The organism is Lawsonibacter sp., from assembly GCF_022777125.1.
In the GTDB taxonomy this organism is placed as follows: domain Bacteria; phylum Bacillota; class Clostridia; order Oscillospirales; family Oscillospiraceae; genus Lawsonibacter_A; species Lawsonibacter_A hominis.
In genome coordinates this window covers 1-14,186 of sequence record NZ_JALFGV010000099.1, presented here as the reverse complement: position 1 = coordinate 14,186, position 14,186 = coordinate 1, and the positions used below count along the sequence as shown (strand labels likewise).

The 14,186-nt window shown below is 63.2% G+C and carries 15 protein-coding genes and 1 other annotated feature; of the genes, 13 read left to right on the top strand and 2 right to left on the bottom strand.

All coding sequences use genetic code 11. The features are described 5' to 3' along the window. The first annotated feature begins 65 nt into the window (after positions 1 to 65). The 11 genes from dnaN (at position 66) to rnhA (ending at position 9,953) form a co-directional block, all read left to right on the top strand. Entirely contained in the window at positions 66 to 1,178 is a 1,113-nt protein-coding gene (gene dnaN / locus MR825_RS08565; RefSeq protein WP_287880181.1) for a DNA polymerase III subunit beta, read from the top strand. Continuing rightward, positions 1,178 to 1,624 (top strand): acyl-CoA thioesterase, encoded by a 447-nt coding sequence (locus tag MR825_RS08560; RefSeq protein WP_256175373.1) that lies wholly within the window; start codon positions 1,178 to 1,180, stop codon positions 1,622 to 1,624. Before dnaN ends, MR825_RS08560 begins: the two co-directional genes overlap by 1 nt. Then, positions 1,606 to 1,818, top strand: a complete 213-nt coding sequence (locus tag MR825_RS08555) for an RNA-binding S4 domain-containing protein (RefSeq protein WP_186907408.1) — start codon at positions 1,606 to 1,608, stop codon at positions 1,816 to 1,818. Before MR825_RS08560 ends, MR825_RS08555 begins: the two co-directional genes overlap by 19 nt. After that, the gene (gene recF, locus MR825_RS08550) at positions 1,815 to 2,918 is read left to right on the top strand and encodes a DNA replication/repair protein RecF (protein WP_186907407.1); all 1,104 of its coding nucleotides are present in this window, start codon (positions 1,815 to 1,817) and stop codon (positions 2,916 to 2,918) included. Before MR825_RS08555 ends, recF begins: the two co-directional genes overlap by 4 nt. Positions 2,919 to 2,954: 36 nt before the next feature. Then, positions 2,955 to 3,257, top strand: coding sequence for a Tat pathway signal protein (locus MR825_RS08545; RefSeq protein WP_186907406.1), 303 nt, complete (start codon positions 2,955 to 2,957; stop codon positions 3,255 to 3,257). Between the two features lie 39 nt (positions 3,258 to 3,296). After that, positions 3,297 to 3,560, top strand: a complete 264-nt coding sequence (remB, locus tag MR825_RS08540; protein ID WP_186907405.1) for an extracellular matrix regulator RemB — start codon at positions 3,297 to 3,299, stop codon at positions 3,558 to 3,560. Positions 3,561 to 3,645: 85 nt separating this feature from the next. Beyond that, on the top strand, positions 3,646 to 5,589 hold the full coding sequence (gene gyrB / locus MR825_RS08535; protein WP_186907404.1) for a DNA topoisomerase (ATP-hydrolyzing) subunit B: 1,944 nt from the start codon (positions 3,646 to 3,648) through the stop codon (positions 5,587 to 5,589). 22 nt (positions 5,590 to 5,611) lie between these two features. Beyond that, positions 5,612 to 6,466 (top strand): hypothetical protein, encoded by an 855-nt coding sequence (locus MR825_RS08530; RefSeq protein ID WP_287880175.1) that lies wholly within the window; start codon positions 5,612 to 5,614, stop codon positions 6,464 to 6,466. Positions 6,467 to 6,514: 48 nt separating this feature from the next. Further along, positions 6,515 to 9,019 carry a DNA gyrase subunit A gene (gene gyrA, locus MR825_RS08525; RefSeq protein ID WP_256175368.1) on the top strand — a complete coding sequence of 835 codons (2,505 nt, stop codon included), beginning with the start codon at positions 6,515 to 6,517 and terminating at the stop codon, positions 9,017 to 9,019. A 1-nt stretch (position 9,020) separates the two neighbouring features. After that, positions 9,021 to 9,380, top strand: coding sequence for an SHOCT domain-containing protein (locus MR825_RS08520; protein WP_186907401.1), 360 nt, complete (start codon positions 9,021 to 9,023; stop codon positions 9,378 to 9,380). Positions 9,381 to 9,515: 135 nt separating this feature from the next. Continuing rightward, entirely contained in the window at positions 9,516 to 9,953 is a 438-nt protein-coding gene (gene rnhA, locus MR825_RS08515) for a ribonuclease HI (protein WP_256175364.1), read from the top strand. Positions 9,954 to 10,042: 89 nt separating this feature from the next. Here the strand turns inward: rnhA and MR825_RS08510 are convergent, their stop codons facing one another. Beyond that, positions 10,043 to 10,912 carry a YihY/virulence factor BrkB family protein gene (locus MR825_RS08510; protein ID WP_186907399.1) on the bottom strand — a complete coding sequence of 290 codons (870 nt, stop codon included), beginning with the start codon at positions 10,910 to 10,912 and terminating at the stop codon, positions 10,043 to 10,045. A 90-nt stretch (positions 10,913 to 11,002) separates the two neighbouring features. After that, entirely contained in the window at positions 11,003 to 11,266 is a 264-nt protein-coding gene (gene rpsT / locus MR825_RS08505) for a 30S ribosomal protein S20 (protein ID WP_207723730.1), read from the bottom strand. Between the two features lie 202 nt (positions 11,267 to 11,468). Here rpsT and gpr point away from each other — a divergent pair, with 202 nt between their 5' ends. Beyond that, complete coding sequence (gpr, locus tag MR825_RS08500; RefSeq protein WP_256175362.1) at positions 11,469 to 12,374, top strand: GPR endopeptidase; 906 nt, start codon at positions 11,469 to 11,471, stop codon at positions 12,372 to 12,374. 69 nt (positions 12,375 to 12,443) lie between these two features. Further along, positions 12,444 to 12,649: a binding site (T-box leader), on the top strand. 55 nt (positions 12,650 to 12,704) lie between these two features. Continuing rightward, the gene (locus tag MR825_RS08495; protein WP_287880170.1) at positions 12,705 to 14,123 is read left to right on the top strand and encodes a glycine--tRNA ligase; all 1,419 of its coding nucleotides are present in this window, start codon (positions 12,705 to 12,707) and stop codon (positions 14,121 to 14,123) included. The last annotated feature ends 63 nt before the right edge of the window (positions 14,124 to 14,186 follow it).

Below are 14,186 nucleotides of genomic sequence, written 5' to 3'. Positions count from 1 at the left end.
TTACTATTACGAACTCATATCCCTTCCTCTCCTGCGCAGAGAGAAATGCGAACGGAGGTTACGCCATGAAATTCACCTGCGAGAAGGCCCTGCTGCAGGCTGCCATCTCCACCGCCTCCCGGGCGGTATCCCCCAAAAGCTCCATCCCCGCCCTGGAGGGCATCCTTCTGGAAGCGGGAAACGATCTGCGGCTGACCGGCTACAACCTGGAGACCGGCATCCGCACCACCGTGCCCGCCGAAATCTCCGAGCAGGGCACTCTGGTGCTGGGCGCCCGTCTGTTCGGAGAGATCATCCGCAAGCTGCCCGACGACATGGTGAGCTTCCAGTCCACCAACTATACCGTCAACATCAAGTGCGGCATGAGCGAATTCAATATCCTGGCCACCGACCCGGAGGAGTTCCCGGAGCTGCCCGCCGTGGAGTATCAAAATTCCCTGCTGCTGCCCCAGAACGTACTCAAGTCCATGATCGGACAGACCCTTTTTGCCGTCAGCGACAACGAAAGCCGGCCCATCCACACCGGCAGCCTTTTTGAGGTGGACGAGAGCGGACTGACCGTCGTGTCGGTGGACGGTTACCGGCTGGCCCTGCGGCATGAGGCCATCGAAAAGAAGGAGGGCGCCGAGACGTTCTCCTTCGTGGTGCCCGGCGCGGCCCTGAGCGAGGTGGAAAAAATCTGCGCCGACAGCGACGAGAGCGCCAGCGTCACCCAGGGCGCGCGGCATGTGATGTTTAAGTTGGGCAGCACCATGCTGGTCTCCCGCCGGCTGGAGGGAGAATTTCTGGCGTACCGCCAGGCCATCCCCCGCAACAACACCATTCAGGTAGAGGGGGATACCAGGGCCCTGATCTCCTCCATCGACCGCGTCTCCCTCATCATCAGCGACAAGCTGAAAAGTCCGCTGCGCTGCATCTTCGACGACGGGGTGCTGAACATCTCCACCAAGACCGCCATCGGAGACGCCGCCGACGTGTGCCCGATCTCCGGAGACGGCAAGGGGCTGGAGATCGGCTTCAACAACAAGTACCTGATGGACGCCCTCAAGGCCGCCCCCGCGGACCGGGTCCGCCTGGAGCTGACCACCGGCGTCTCCCCCTGCGTGATCCTGCCCACCCAGGGCGACGAGAACTTTCTGTACATGGTGCTGCCCGTTCGGCTGAAGGCGGGAGACTGATGGAACGGAGGCCCTACCGCAGAAAAGTTCAGTTCTATGAGACGGACGGCATGGGCATCGTCTACCATGGGAATTATATCCATTGGATGGAGGAGGCCCGCACCGATTTTATGGAGCAGCTGGGCTGCGGCTATGAGACGCTGGTGGACGCGGGCATCGACATCGCCCTGACCGACGTCAGCTGCCATTACCGCTCCATGACCCGCTTTGGGGAGCATGTGGATGTTTTTCTGAGCATTACCGCCCTTTCCCCGGCCAGGCTGGCCCTGGCTTACCGGATGGTGGACGTTGAGACGGGGACACTGCGGTGCGAGGGGGAGAGCCGCCACTTTTTCTACGACCGGAAGAAGGGACGGCCGGCCGCGCTCAAGCGGCTGCGGCCGGAGCTGTATCAACGATTTGAGGCCCTGGCGGGCAAGGAGGGCGCATGGAAGAGCGAGATGTGAAGATCATCACCGAGTTTATCCGTCTGGACGCGCTGCTGAAGTTCGAGGGGCTCACCGAGACCGGCGGGGAGGCCAAGGAGCTGATCCAGGCCGGCGGCGTGCTGGTCAACGGGGCCGTCTGCACACAGCGGGGGCGGAAGCTGCGCAGCGGGGATACCGCCCAGCTCGGGCCCGTGAAGCTGAGGATCCTATGATCGTCCGCTCCATCTCTCTGGATTTTTTCCGCAATTACCTGCACCTGGAGGCCGGGTTCCACCCGGGCGTCAACGTGATCTACGGGGAGAATGCCCAAGGGAAGACCAATCTGCTGGAAGCAGTGGCGTATTTGTCCACCGCGTCTTCCCACCGGGCCCGGTATGACCGGGAATTGATCCAATTCGGGGTGGACCACGCCTTTGTGCAGGCCCAGGTCAGCGCCCGGCAGCGGGATTTTACGCTGGAGGCCCGCCTCTCCCGGGGCGGGCGGCGGCAGCTGTTCTCCAACGGCGTGCGCCTCAAGTCCGCCGGGGAGCTGGCGGGGGTGCTGAACACCGTTCTGTTTTGCCCGGAGGATCTGTACCTGATCCGGGAGGGGGCCTTAGTGCGCCGGCGGTTTCTGGACGGCTGCATCAGCCAGCTGCGCCCCCGGTATGCCGAGGCCCTGGCCGAGTACCGCAGGCTTTATGAGCACAAGACCCGCATCCTCCGGGACGGTACGGAAAAGCCCTCCCTGCTGGACGCGCTGGACGAATTCAACCTCCGCATGGCCCAGACGGGGGCGGTGCTCATCCATTACCGGGCCCACTTCGTCAAGCGCCTGCGGGAGGTCACGCCCGCCATCCATCTGGATTTTTCCGGAGGCCGGGAGCGGTTGGAGCTGCATTATGAGACGGTGAAGACCGTGACCGATCCGGAGGCCGCCCCGCGGGAGATCCTGCCCCAGCTGCTGGAGCATCAGGAGCGGCACCGGCAGGCCGAACTGGAGTCCCGGCAATGCCTTTCCGGCCCCCATAAGGACGATTTGGACGTGGAGATCGACGGGAAAAGCGCCAAGACCTTTGCCTCTCAGGGACAGACCCGCACGGCGGCGCTGTCGTTGAAATTGGCCTGCCGGGAGATTTTTTTTCAGGAGACGGGCGAATGGCCGGTGCTGCTGCTGGACGACGTGCTTTCCGAGCTGGACCCGCGGCGGCAGGCGTTCGTGCTGGGCCGGATCACCAGCGGCCAGGTCTTTATCACCTGCTGCGAGGATATGGGGCTGGGGCGCCTGCGGGAGGGGAAGACCTTCCACATTCACGCAGGAACGCTGGTGTGAGCCCCGCCGCCCGGCGCGGGGGAGAAGGAGGACGCTATGCCGATCATCCTGGCTGGATTCGTTTTGCTGCCGTTTCTGTTGGGGGCGGTGATCCAATATGCGGTCTGCCGCTTTACCCGAAGAAAGCGGTGGCGGGTGCTGCCCGGTCTGGCGGCGGCCGTGCTGGCGCTTCTGATCGCGGCGGGACGGTGGAACCTCTGGGCGTCGGAGCAGGTCTCCCCGCTGACGCAGGTGCTGTTTTTCCCCGGTTTGCCGGCTCTGGCGCTGCTGGCGGGCCTGTTCGCCGGCTGGCGGTTTTGGAAGTGGTTCTGGCGGCCCAGGGTGGTGGACGGCCGGTGAAAGCGGCATTGTATCCGCAGGCAAAGGAGAAACGGACGTATGTATCTGCATTTAGGACAATCGGTGGTCGTGCCCTACCGGGATGTGGTGGGCATCTTCGACCTGGACAACACCAGCGCGTCCCACCGCACCCGCAGGATGCTGGACCAGGCCCAGCGGGAGGGCAGGGTGATCAACGTCTCCGACGAGCTGCCCAAGTCCTTTGTGCTCTGCCGCAGCGGACAGGACGCGCCGGTGGTCTATCTTTCCCAGCTCTCCACCGCCACCCTGCGGGGCCGGGCGGAAAACAATTTATTTGAATAAAGCAGGACGGACCGCCGAAGGCGGCTCCTACAACGCTTTGTAGGGGCGGCCTTTGGCCGCCCGATATCCCAATGGAGGTTATTTGATGTCTGAAACTTTTGAAAACGGCGCCACCCAGGTGGAGCATGAGTACGGCGCATCCGAGATCCAGGTGCTGGAGGGGCTTGAGGCCGTCCGCAAGCGCCCGGGCATGTATATCGGCTCCACCTCGGAGAGCGGACTGCACCATCTGGTATATGAGATCGTGGACAACGCCATCGACGAGGCGCTGGCCGGGTACTGCGACGAGATCACCGTAAAGATCTCCGAGGGGGATATCATCACGGTGGTGGACAACGGCCGCGGTATCCCGGTGGATATCCAGCAGCAGACCGGGAAGCCCGCCCTGGAGGTGGTCTTTACCATCCTTCATGCGGGCGGAAAGTTCGGCGGAGGGGGCTATAAGGTCTCCGGCGGCCTGCACGGCGTGGGCGCCAGCGTGGTCAACGCCCTGAGCGAGTGGCTGGAGGTGCGGGTCTACAAAGACGGGAAGATCTATGAGATGAAGTTTTCCCGCGGCAATGTGACCCAGCCCATGCAGATGGTGGGGGACACCGAGCGCCACGGCACCGAGGTGGTCTTTAAGCCCGACCGGTCCATGTTTGAGATCACCGAGTACAATTATGAAACGCTTCATACCCGCATGCGGGAGGAGGCCTTCCTCAACGCGGGCGTGCGCATCCGCACTATCGACGAGCGCGCCGGCCGGGAGCAGTCCGACGAGATGCACTACGCAGGCGGCATCCGGGAGTTCGTCACCTGGCTCAACCGGGCCAAAACGCCCATCCACGACAGCGTGGTGTATATGTCCGGCAGCCGGGAAGACTCCATGGCGGAGGTGGCCTTCCAGTACAACGACGGGTATAACGAGAGCATCATCTCCTTTGCCAACAACGTGCACACCCCGGAAGGCGGCATGCACGAGGAGGGCTTTAAGCGGGCGCTGACCACCGTGCTCAACAACTACGGCAAAAAGATGAAGATTCTCAAGGACGAGGAGAAGGTCTCCGGCGAAGACTGCCGGGAGGGCCTTACCTGCATCATCTCCGTCAAGCTCACCGACGCCCAGTTTGAGGGCCAGACCAAGGCCAAGCTGGGCAACTCGGAGATCCGCACCCTGGTGGCGGGTATCGTCAGCGACAAGCTGGAGGAATTTCTGGAGGAGAACCCGGGGGTGGGCAAGGCGATCCTGGACAAGGCGCTGATGGCCAACCGCGCCCGGGAGGCCGCCCGCAAGGCACGGGAGTCCATCCGCCGCAAGACCGCGCTGGGCGGAGCCGCCATGCCCGACAAACTGCGGGACTGCAATGAAAACAACCCCGAACTGACCGAAATCTATATCGTCGAGGGCGATTCCGCCGGCGGCTCGGCCACCCAGGGCCGGGATTCCCGCTTCCAGGCCATCCTCCCCCTGTGGGGCAAGATGCTCAACGTGGAGAAGGCCAGGGCCGACAAGGTCTATGGAAACGACAAGCTTCAGCCCGTCATCACCGCGCTGGGCGCGGGCATCGGGGACGAGTTCGACGTGAGCAGGCTGCGCTATCACAAGGTCATCATTATGGCCGATGCCGATGTGGACGGCTCTCATATCCGCACGCTGCTGCTCACCTTCTTCTTCCGCTTCATGCGTCCGCTGATCGAGCACGGCTACGTCTACGCCGCCGTGCCGCCGCTGTTCAAGCTCAGCCGCGGCAAGACCACCCGGCTGGCCTTCTCGGAGGAGGAGCGGGACCGTATCTCCGGCGAGCTGCGGGGCGATAACCCCAACGCCAAGGTGGACATCTCCCGCTTTAAGGGCTTGGGCGAAATGAACCCCCATGAGCTGTGGGAGACCACCATGGACCCGGAGAAGCGCACGCTGAAGCGCATCGAGCTGGACGACGCCATCCGGGCCGACGAGACGTTCTCCATCCTCATGGGCGAGAAGGTGGAGCCCCGCAAGGAATTCATCGAGCGCAACGCCAAATACGCCGTGAATCTGGACTACTGAGCAGGAGAGGAGCGGTGTCAAGATGAAAAAAGCAAGTGTGGTCGCCCTTTGCACGGCGGCGTGCCTCACGCTGTCCGCCTGCGGGAGCACCCCGGCTGTGGATACGCCGAAGCAGGCCCCCACCGCCGCCGTACAGACCACCGCGCCCAGCCCCTCCGACGAGCTTGAGCCGTCGCCCACGCCGGAAGCGACCTCGGAGCCGCCGCAGATGTCCATGCTGAGCGAGGAGAACGCCCCCGCCCGGGCGGCCTATGGCGCCGCGCTGAAAAAGCTGCTGGACACCGGGGTTCTGCCCGACGGGACCGGCGATTCCGGCGGCTATATTGGGAGTATCGAGGATAGAGAAAGAATGGCGCAAAACCGATTTTCCGTCTGCGACGTGGACGGGGACGGGAGGGAGGAGCTGATCCTTCTCTACACCACCACAATCGTGGCCGGGGAGCGGGGCTTCGTCTATGATTGGGACGAGGCGACGGGAGAGCTTCGCAAGCAATTGGAGGAATTTCCCCTGCTGACCTTTTACGATAATGGCGCCGTTATGGCGGGCTGGTCCCACAACCAGGGAAAGGGCGGCTCCTTCTGGCCCTACTTCCTCTACCAATACCTGCCCGAGACCGACAGCTACCAGCAGGTGGGCGCGGTGGACGCCTGGGATAAGGCCCTTGGCCTGGAGGGATACCCGGACGAGGTGGACGCCAGCAAGACCGGGTTCGTCTACTACATCACCACCGAAGGGGACATCACGTGGGATCATCCGGTGGACGCGTCCCAATACCAGGCGTGGCTGGCCCCCTACCTGGGGGAGGCCAGGGAGCTTTCCATTCCCTATGTGGAGCTGACGGCGGAGCAGATCCAAATGCTGCAGACGCCGGGCTGATCAGCCGGGACCAGTAAATCCTTTTTGAGTGAGAAAGGCTGTTATTGAATGAGTAAGAAACCACAGTACGATCCCGAGGAGATCCGTTTCCCGGGACAGAAGATCGTCACGTCTCCTCTGGTGCCCGAGATGGAGCAGTCCTATATCGAATATGCCATGAGCGTCATCGTAGGCCGGGCCCTTCCCGACGTGCGGGACGGGCTCAAGCCGGTCCACCGGCGCATCCTCTACGCCATGTACGAGGATAACCTGACCCACGACAAGCCCTTTAAAAAGTCGGCCACCTGCGTGGGCGACGTGCTGGGCCGTTACCATCCCCACGGCGACGCCAGCGTCTACGATGCGCTGGTCCGCCTGGCCCAGGATTTCTCCATGCGTTACCCTCTGGTGGACGGCCACGGCAACTTTGGCTCCGTGGATGGAGACCCCCCCGCCGCCTACCGGTACACCGAGGCCCGGCTGGACAAGATCTCCCAGGAGATGCTGCGGGACATCGAAAAGGAGACGGTAGACTGGGACCCCAACTTTGACGAATCCCGGAAGGAACCGCGGGTGCTCCCCAGCCGCTTCCCCAACCTGCTGGTCAACGGCTCCAGCGGCATCGCCGTGGGTATGGCCACCAACATCCCGCCCCACAACCTGCGGGAGGTCATCGACGCGGCCGTCTGTGTGCTGGACAACCCCGAGGCCACCCTAGACGACCTGATGGAATACGTCAAGGGACCCGATTTCCCCACCCGGGGCATGATCATGGGCCGGGCCGGCATCCGGCAGGCCTACGCCACCGGGAAGGGACACATCCGGGTCCGGGCCCGTACGGAGTTTGAGGAGTTCGGCAACAACCGCACCCGCATCATCGTCACCGAGATCCCCTATCAGGTCAACAAGCGCATGCTTATCAAGAACATGGCCGACCAGGTGGAGGACAAGCGCCTGGAGGGGATCTCCGACATTCGGGACGAGTCGGACCGCAACGGCATGCGCATCGTCATCGAGCTGAAGAAGGACGCCAACGCCCAGGTGGTGCTCAACCGGCTGTTTGCCCAGACCCAGCTCCAGATCACCTTCGCCATCAACATGCTGGCGCTGGTCAACAACCAGTCCCAGCCCCGCATCCTCTCCCTGCGGCATATCCTGGACGAATACCTGGCCTTCCAGGAGGAGGTCATCCTCCGGCGCACCAAGTTCGACCTGCGCAAGGCGCAGGAGCGGGCCCACCTGCTGGAGGGACTGCTCATCGCCCAGGACAATATCGACGAGGTCATCCGGATCATTCGCCAGAGCTATGACAACGCCAAGGAAAACCTGATGGCGCGCTTCGGCCTGGACGACGTGCAGGCCCAGGCCATCTGCGAAATGCGCCTGATCGCCCTTCAGGGCCTGAACCGGGAGAAGCTGGAGGCCGAGTACAAGGAGCTGGAGGAGCGCATCGCCTACTTCAACCAGCTGCTCAGCGACGAGGGCCTTTTGAAACAGGTGCTCAAGGACGAACTGACCGAGATCCGCAGCAAATACGGCGACGACCGGGTCACCGAGATCGCCTTTGCCGAGGACGATCTGGACGTGGAGGACCTGATCGAGGAGGAGGAGTGCGTCTTCACCCTCACAGCCGCCGGGTATATCAAGCGCACCCCCGTTTCCGCCTACAAGGCCCAGCGCCGGGGCGGCAAGGGCATCACCGCCCAGACCCTTAAGGACGAGGACTATGTGGAAACGGTCTTCACCGCCTCCACCCATGATTTTATCCTCTTCTTTACCAATAAGGGCCGGGTCCACCGGAAGAAGGGCTATCAGATCGCCGAGGCGGGGCGCACGGCCAAGGGCACCTACATCGGCAATGTGCTGCCGGTGGAGCAGGATGAGAAGGTCACCGCCATGATCCACCTGCGGGAATTCCCCGAAGACCGCTACCTGGTCATGGTGACCCGAAACGGCACGGTAAAGCGCATCCAGCTCTCCGCCATCAATACCGCCCGCAAGGCGGGCATCCGCTGCATCACCCTGGACGAGGGGGACGACCTGATCTGCGTGCGGGAGACCGACGGGGAGCAGTGCATCCTCATCGCCACCCACGACGGGATGGCCATCTGCTTCCTGGAGAACGACGTGCGCTGCATGGGCCGGGACGCCTGCGGCGTGCGGGGCATCAACCTGCGCCCGGGGGACTATGTCATCGGCGCCGCCCGGGCCAAGTACGACCATCAGGTGCTGATGGTCACCGAGAACGGCTACGGCAAGCGCACCCTGATGGACGAGTATATCCGCGCCGACGGCCCGCAGAAGCGGGGCGGCTTCGGCCTGAAGGGCTACCAGGTCACCGAGAAGACCGGCCCGGTGGTGGGCGTCAAGGTGGTCAGCGACGAGGACGATATCCTGGTCATCAGCGACGCCGGCGTCATCATCCGCATGGCCGTGTCCGGCATCTCCGTCTACGGCCGCGCCGCCCAGGGCGTGAAGATCATGAACCTGGAGGAGGGGGTCAAGGTCATCTCCTTCGCCCGCACCGACCATGAGGAGGAGGAAGACTCCGGCGAGGCCGCCGAGGAGGGCTGAAATGAGACGAAACCGGCGTATGACCTATCGGCCCAGTAAGAGCCAGGCCGTCTTCGGCGGCGTGGTGGGGATCCTTTTCGTGCTGATCGGCCTGTTTGTGGCGATTCCCACCTTCGGTCCCTTCGGAATCCTCTGGACGCTGATCGCCGTCGGGATCACGGGCATGAATTTTTATCAGGCCTTCGGCAAGAGCTATGTGGGCCCCGAGATCCGCATCGAAGAGGACGGGGCGGAGGAGCAGACCTGCGCCCCCGCTTCCCCCCAGGCCCGGCTGGAACAGCTGCGCGCGCTCTATGACCAGCGTCTGATCACCCAGGAGGAGTACGAGCAGAAGCGGAAGGAAATTTTGAACGAGCTGTAAGGGGCCGCGGGGCAAACCGCCATCTGCGCCGGGGCGTGCTCCGGCGATCCCGGCCCTAGGCGGTTAAGCGATTACCGGGCGGAAGTGGCCGGCGCACGCTGCCGCGTGCGGCAGGACCGCCCCCAAGGAGGGTATATGAAAACGGTCACCATCTATACGGACGGGGCGTGCTCCGGCAATCCCGGCCCCGGCGGATGGGGGGCCATCCTGCAATACGGGGCGGTTCAGAAGGAACTTTCCGGCGGGGAGGCCCACACCACCAACAACCGCATGGAGCTTACCGGCGTCATCACCGCCCTGGAGGCGCTGAAGCAGCCCTGCGCCGTGGAGCTCTATTCCGACTCCAAGTACGTCGTCGACGCGCTGGAGAAGGGCTGGGCCAAGGGCTGGAGGGCCCGGGGCTGGATCAAGTCCGATAAGAAACCGGCCCTGAACAGCGATCTGTGGGGGCGCCTGCTGGAGCTGTGCGAATACCATACGGTGCGCCTGCACTGGGTCAAGGGCCACGCCCAGAACCAGTATAATAACCGCTGCGACGAGCTGGCCGTGGCGGAGAGCCGGAAGTATCAATAGGAAAAACGCAGCAAAGCCGTGCGCAGATGCGCACGGCTTTGCTGCTGCAGAAGCGGCGTTTCCGCTTTTGCGGCCGCGGGGCGGAGCGGTCAGGGCGCGTCCTGCTCCCGGAGCTTTTTCAGATAGCGTATTTTTTTGCGCCGGTACCAGACGCAGTTGAACACATTGCCCAGGATCAGAATATTACCGCAGAGATAGAGCCAGACCAGCAGGATGATGACCGAGGCCAGGGACCCGTACACCAGGGAATACCGGGAGGACATGCCGATGAACCAGGAGAACAGGGCCGAGGCGGCCACCAGGGCGGCGGAGGAGAGCACCGCGCCGGTCAGAAGGGGGGGACGGGGCTTGCCCCGGGGGGCGGACATGCGGTAGACTACCATCACGAACAGGAGCACCAGGCAGAACAGGATGAGAAAGCGCAGCCACTGCCAGTCCCAGGGCAGGGTGCCGCTGTTCAGGTGGAACAGCTGCTCCGCCAGCTGAAACAGCCACTCGCCGGTGAGCAGGACGGCCAGGGAGAGGTAGATCGTGACGAGAAAGAGGATGGAAAACGCCACGCTGGCCACGATCTGCCACACGCCCCGGTAGCTCTTGCGTTCGTAGATCTCGCCCATAATGTTCATCAGGGCGCGAAACGCCGCCGAGGAGGAGAAGAGCGTCATCACCACCCCCGCCGCCAGCAGGCCGGAAGACTGGTTGGTGGTAATATAGCTGACGTAATCGGCCAGAATGCTGACCGTTTCCTTTGGAAAAAAGGGAGCGGCGGCCTCCATCAGGGTGTTGATATCCACGTGGAGCAGACCGATAAAGGCGTTGAGACAGATGAGGATGGGGAAAAAGGTGAGAATGAGGAAATAGGCCAGTTCCGCCGCGGAGCGGGCCACCCGCTTGGAAAAATAGATATCCGCCAGTTCCAGGGCAAATTTGACCGGCTCCTTTTGCAGCAGGTCCTTCAAAGGAACACCTCCTCACCGTAACAGGATAACCGCATCAAGCAGCAAAAAACCGCCTGCATGTGCAGGCGGTTTCTGTTGACCCAGGTCCGGTCAGGCCAGCTTGTTGAGCTTGAGGGTCATAGCGCTCTTCTTGCGCGCGGCGTTGTTCTGGTGCAGAAGACCGTGGCCCGCAGCCTTGTCAACCGCCTTGACGGCCACCTTGTAAGCGCCCTCGGCCTCGCTGCGGTTGCCTTCGGCCACCGCGGCCTCGAACTTCTTGATGTCGGTCTTCAGCGCGGACTTAGCGGCCTTGTTCTGCGCAGCCTTGGTTGCGTTGACCAGGACACGCTTTTTGGCAGACTTAATATTCGGCAAACCAAACACCTCCTCCGATGACGATATGATTTGATACACAGTTTGCCCGTGCAGATATTTATTGTAACAGCCAAACCCCAAAATTGCAACTATTTTTTTTGATTTTTTCTCACCTTTTTGCATAGGACCTGCGCTTGGGCAAAAAATAGTACCAAATTGGGAAGACGGCACCATATCTTGTGCCGCGAAAGGAGTACTGCACATGTTGAAACGGCGGACAGACCTGGCGGTGGAGGCCACACAGCTCTGGCAGGAGCAGGCGGGGGAGACCACGCAGCTCAGAGGCGTGCAGGCCAGGGACAGCGTGCGGGAGGGCTACAAGGTCACGACTGTGCGTATCCTGGACGAAAGCGGCGCCCAGGCCCTGGGCAAGCCGGTGGGGACCTATATCACGGTGGAGCTGGATGGCCTGCTGCGCCGGGAGGAGGACGCGTTTCCCCGGGCGGCCCGGGCGCTGGCGGCGGAGCTGCGCGGCCTGCTGGACCTGAAGGAGGGGGACGCGGTGCTGGTGGCGGGCCTGGGCAACCGGGCCATCACGCCGGACGGGATCGGCCCCAAGGCCGCCGACCATACCCTGGTCACCCGCCATCTGGTGGAGCGGGTCCCGGAGCAGTTCGGCGCGTTCCGGCCCGTGTCCGCCCTGGCGGCGGGGGTGCTGGGCACCACCGGCATGGAGAGCGGGGAACTTATTTCCGCCGTGGTGGAAAAGACCCGCCCGGCCTGCGTGCTGGCGGTGGACGCTTTGGCGTCCCGGAGCCTGCGCCGGGTGGGGCGGACGGTGCAGCTCTCCGATACCGGCATCGTCCCCGGCTCGGGCGTGGGCAACCACCGTATGGCCCTGAACCGGGAGACGCTGGGGGTGCCCGTCATTGCCATCGGCGTGCCCACGGTGGTGGACGCGGCTACCCTGGCCTGCGACCTGCTGAGCGAGGCGGGCCGGGAGGACCTGGACCCGGCGGCCCTGTCCGGGGCGGGGGAGAACCTGATCGTCACCCCCCGGGAGGTGGATACCCAGGTCGGCGACCTGGCCAAGGTAATCGGATACGGGATCGATCTGGCGCTGCAGAGCGGCCTGGACGTGGCGGATATCGACCTGCTGCTGAGCTGATGCGCCCCGCCTGCCCGGAGGGTTTTGCTTGACGCTCCGGGGAAAAGGTGATACAATACCCATCACGAAGGAAAGGCAAGGACCGGGAGGAGTACCCCGGGACCCGTTTCAGAGAGGAGCCGGGCGGTGCGAGGCTCTGCGGGAACCGGCGGGAAGGCGCCCGCGAGCCGCGGGGCGGAAATGCCCCGCCGGACCCGCCGTTACCGGGCAAGAGCGCGGGATTTCCCCGGAAATCCCGAATTCAGGTGGCACCGCGGACAACGTTCGCCCTGAGCAGATGCTCAGGGCGTTTTGTTTTGCGCAGAAATTACCATAAAGGAGTGCGTTTCGATGAAAAATACGGAAAAGACCATGGAGCAGGTCGTCAACCTCTGCAAGGGGCGGGGGTTCGTCTATCCGGGCAGCGAGATTTACGGCGGGCTGGCCAATTCCTGGGATTACGGCCCCCTGGGCGTGGAGCTGAAGAACAACGTCAAGCGCGCCTGGTGGAAAAAGTTTGTCCAGGAGAGCCCCTGCAACGTGGGCCTGGACGCCGCCATCCTCATGAATCCCGAGGTGTGGGTGGCCTCCGGCCATGTCTCCACCTTCAACGACCCGCTGATCGACTGCAAGGCCTGCAAAATGCGCCACCGGGCCGACAAGCTCATCGAGAACTGGTGCGCGGAGAACGCCCGTACCGACGTGAACGTGGAAGCCATGGCCCAGGACGAGCTGGTGGCCTTTATCCGGGACAACGGCGTTACCTGTCCCGGCTGCGGCAAGAGCGATTTTACCGATATCCGCAAGTTTAACCTCATGTTCAAGACCCACCAGGGCGTCACCGAGGACAGCAGCACCGAGGTCTATCTGCGCCCCGAGACGGCCCAGGGCATCTTTGTCAACTTCCCGGCCATCCAGCGCACCACCCGCAAAAAGCTGCCCTTCGGCGTGTGCCAGGTGGGCAAGTCCTTCCGCAACGAGATCACCCCGGGCAACTTTATCTTCCGCATCCGGGAGTTCGAGCAGATGGAGCTGGAGTTCTTCTGCCAGCCGGGCACCGACCTGGAGTGGTTCTCCTACTGGCGGGAGTTCTGCCATCAGTGGCTGCTGAACCTGGGCATCAAGGACGAGGACCTGCGCCTGCGGGACCACGAGCCGGAGGAGCTGGCCTTCTATTCCAAGGCGACCACCGACTTTGAGTTTTTATTCCCCTTCGGCTGGGGCGAGCTTTGGGGCGTGGCCGACCGCACGGACTATGACCAGAAGCAGCATCAGGAGCACTCCGGCAAGGACCTGACCTACTTCGACCAGGAGAAGAACGAGCACTATATCCCCTACGTGATCGAGCCCTCCCTGGGCGCCGACCGGGTCACGCTGGCGTTCCTGGTGGAAGCCTACGACGAGGAGGTCGTGGACGCCGAGAAGAACGACGTGCGCACCGTCATGCGCTTCCATCCGGCCCTGGCCCCCTTCAAATGCGCGGTGCTGCCCCTGTCCAAGAAGCTGGGGGAGAAGGCGCTGGAGCTGCGGGATGCGCTGGCCCGCGACTTTATGGTGGACTACGACGAGGCCGGCTCCATCGGCAAGCGCTACCGCCGTCAGGACGAGATCGGAACGCCCTTCTGCATTACGGTGGATTTCCAGACCGTGGGGGACGACAAGACCGAGGCCGACCACTGCGTCACCGTCCGGGAGCGGGACACCATGGAGCAGGTCCGGATCCCCATCGATCAGGTCAAGGCCTATATCGCCGAGCGTGTGAAGTTCTGAAAACAACCGGAAGCCGCCGGACACAGCTGTGTCCGGCGGCGTCCGGGTGTTCCCCGGGCGTCC